The organism is Streptomyces sp. NPDC059455, from assembly GCF_042750115.1.
Lineage (GTDB): Bacteria > Actinomycetota > Actinomycetes > Streptomycetales > Streptomycetaceae > Streptomyces > Streptomyces endocoffeicus.
In genome coordinates this window covers 17894-20455 of sequence record NZ_JBHYVB010000190.1, presented here as the reverse complement: position 1 = coordinate 20455, position 2562 = coordinate 17894, and the positions used below count along the sequence as shown (strand labels likewise).

1 protein-coding gene and 1 pseudogene are annotated in these 2562 nt (G+C 74.7%); both read left to right on the top strand.

The features are described 5' to 3' along the window. Nucleotides 1-108: 108 nt before the first annotated feature. Nucleotides 109-747 (top strand): annotated as a pseudogene (dacB, locus tag ACFXB5_RS42370) (D-alanyl-D-alanine carboxypeptidase/D-alanyl-D-alanine-endopeptidase); the annotation flags it as partial. Between the two features lie 204 nt (nt 748-951). Next, nucleotides 952-2091, top strand: a complete 1140-nt coding sequence (locus ACFXB5_RS42365) for a zinc-dependent metalloprotease (protein WP_385218866.1) — start codon at nt 952-954, stop codon at nt 2089-2091. Nucleotides 2092-2562 lie beyond the last annotated feature (471 nt).

The following is a 2562-nucleotide window of genomic DNA, read 5'->3' as shown; positions in this document are numbered from 1 at the left end:
CAACCCCCCCCCCCTCACCCCCCCGGTGCGCGCGTGGGGCCCCTACCCCACCCCCCCCCCCCGGCCCCGCCCCCGCCCCCCGCGCCCCGGCCCCCCCCCCGGGGGGGCCCCTTCGCCGCGATGCTGCGCGACCGCGGCGTCGAGGTGAAGGACGAACCCCGGGCGGGCAAGGCCGCCAAGGGCGCCCGTACGGTGGCCTCCGTCCGCTCCCAGCCGCTGTCCTCCCTCGTCGAGCGGATGCTGACCACCAGCGACAACGACATCGCCGAGGCCCTGGCCCGGCAGACCGCCCTCGCCGCGGGCGAGCCCGCCAGCTTCGAGGGCGGCGCGAAGGCCGTGACCCAGCGGCTGCGCAAGCTGGAGCTGCCCCTGGGCGGTGTCCGGATCGCGGACGGCAGCGGGCTCGACCGCGCCGACCACGTCTCCGCCGGGCTGCTCGCCCAGGTGCTGGTGCGCGCCGCCGACCACGACCACCCCGAACTGCGGTCACTGCTCACCGGGCTGCCGGTGGCCGGTTTCACCGGCACCCTGCGCACCCGCTACGCCCAGGACGCGGTCGGCCGGGGCGTGGTCCGCGCCAAGACCGGCACCCTCACCGGGGTCAACAGCCTCGCGGGCTCGGTCGTGGACGCGGACGGCCGGCTGCTGGTCTTCGCGTTCATGACCAACGGCACCACCGACGCCAACGGCGCCCAGCGCGCCCTGGACCGGATGGCCTCGGCCCTCGCCAACTGCGGCTGCCGCTGAGCGGAGGGGTGACCCCGCGGGGTGGCCACGCCATGGTGGCCGCGGAGATCCCTGAGGCACCGAGGGTGACCGGGACGCGGGGTGGCCACGCCATGGTGGCCGCGGAGATCCCTGAGGCACCGAGGGTGACCCGGACGCGGGGTGGCCGCCTGTGCGGACCCCGGTGTCCTCCCGGATGGGGCGCGGGCCACGTACCGTGAAGCCATGACGAGCATCGGTGGTGTGGAGATGGTCGACTGGAATCTCGCGATCGCGACCGCGACCCGGCTGGTGCGCCCGGGTCCCGAGGTGAGCCGCGACGAGGCGCGCGCGGTCGTCGCGGAGCTGCGGCGGCACGCCAAGTCCTCGGAGGAGCATGTCCGCGCCTTCACCCGGATGGCCGTCTCCGGCGGCCCGGCCTCCGACACCCCCGTCCTCGTCGTGGACCGCGCGGGCTGGATCAGGGCGAACGTGGCGGGCTTCCGGCAGATCCTCAAACCGCTGCTCGGCAAGGTGCAGGACCGGCGCGGCGGACTGCCCGGCGGGGCGGTGCTGGGCGCGGTCGGCGGCAAGGTGACCGGGGTCGAGCTGGGGATGCTGCTGTCCTTCCTGGCCTCCCGGGTGCTCGGCCAGTACGAGACCTTCGCGCCCTCGACCCGCGAGCTGCCCGGCTCCCCGGGCGGCGGCCGGCTGCTGCTGGTGGCGCCCAACATCGTCCATGTCGAGCGCGAACTCGACGTGGCCCCGCACGACTTCCGGCTGTGGGTCGCGCTGCACGAGGAGACCCACCGCACCCAGTTCACCGCCGTGCCCTGGCTGCGCGACCACATCGAGTCGGAGATCCAGGCGTTCCTCGGCGAGACCGACGTGGACCCGGCCACCCTGCTGGAGCGGGTCCGCGAGGCCGTCCAGTCGCTGAGCGGCGGCCGTCCCGCCGACGAGGGGGACGAGGCGGACGGGCGCGGCGCGCCCAGCATCATCGAGCTTGTGCAGACCCCGACCCAGCGGGAGATCCTGGCCCGGCTGACCGCGGTGATGTCGCTGCTGGAGGGGCACGCCGACTACGTCATGGACGGGGTGGGGCCGGAGGTCGTGCCGTCCGTCGCGGAGATCCGGGAGAAGTTCCAGAAGCGCCGGGCGAGCGGCGCGGGCCGGCTCGACCAGGCGCTGCGCAAACTGCTGGGGCTCGACGCCAAGCTGCGGCAGTACCGTGACGGGGAGCGGTTCGTGCGGGCCGTGGTGAACCGGGTCGGCATGGACGGCTTCAACCGGATCTGGACCTCGCCCAACACCCTTCCGACCAAGGCGGAGATCAGCAAACCCGCCGAGTGGGTCGCGCGGGTGCACCGCAAGGCGGAGTCCTAGAACCGGCACACAACCGGCACACGCGGAAACGGACGAACGCCCTCTTTAATCACTCGTCCGAGGGACCGTTGGCGACGGGTAGGCGTGCGATGCTCGGGGAACAGCTCACTTCTGTCACCATCGACATACGCAGCGTGACGAAAGGCTCGTACCGCTCGTACTCCTCGCACCCCCCGAGGCACCCCCTCGAATGACAGATGGGAAACGGACATGGGTCCCCATCCAGCGGTCGCCGCGATACGCCTCGCGGTCCGCCGCGTTCTCCACGACATCCTCGTCGCCCACTCGGCCGCGCCCCCGGCCGCCTCGTCGCCCTCCGCTCCCCCCTCCCTCTCCTCGGCGGCTTCGGCCCCCGGCCCTCGCGGCTCCGCCCCGCGGGACGACGCACCGCTCGTGCTCGCCGCCTGGGGGGGGGGGGCCCCCGCCCCGGCGCCCCCCCCCCCCCCCCCCCGACTCGGCCCCCCGGCCCGG

What these genes read in the sequence shown, in the direction of transcription:
- ACFXB5_RS42365 (WP_385218866.1), top strand. Translation starts at nt 952, where the DNA reads ATGACGAGCATCGGTGGTGTGGAGATGGTCGACTGGAATCTCGCGATC.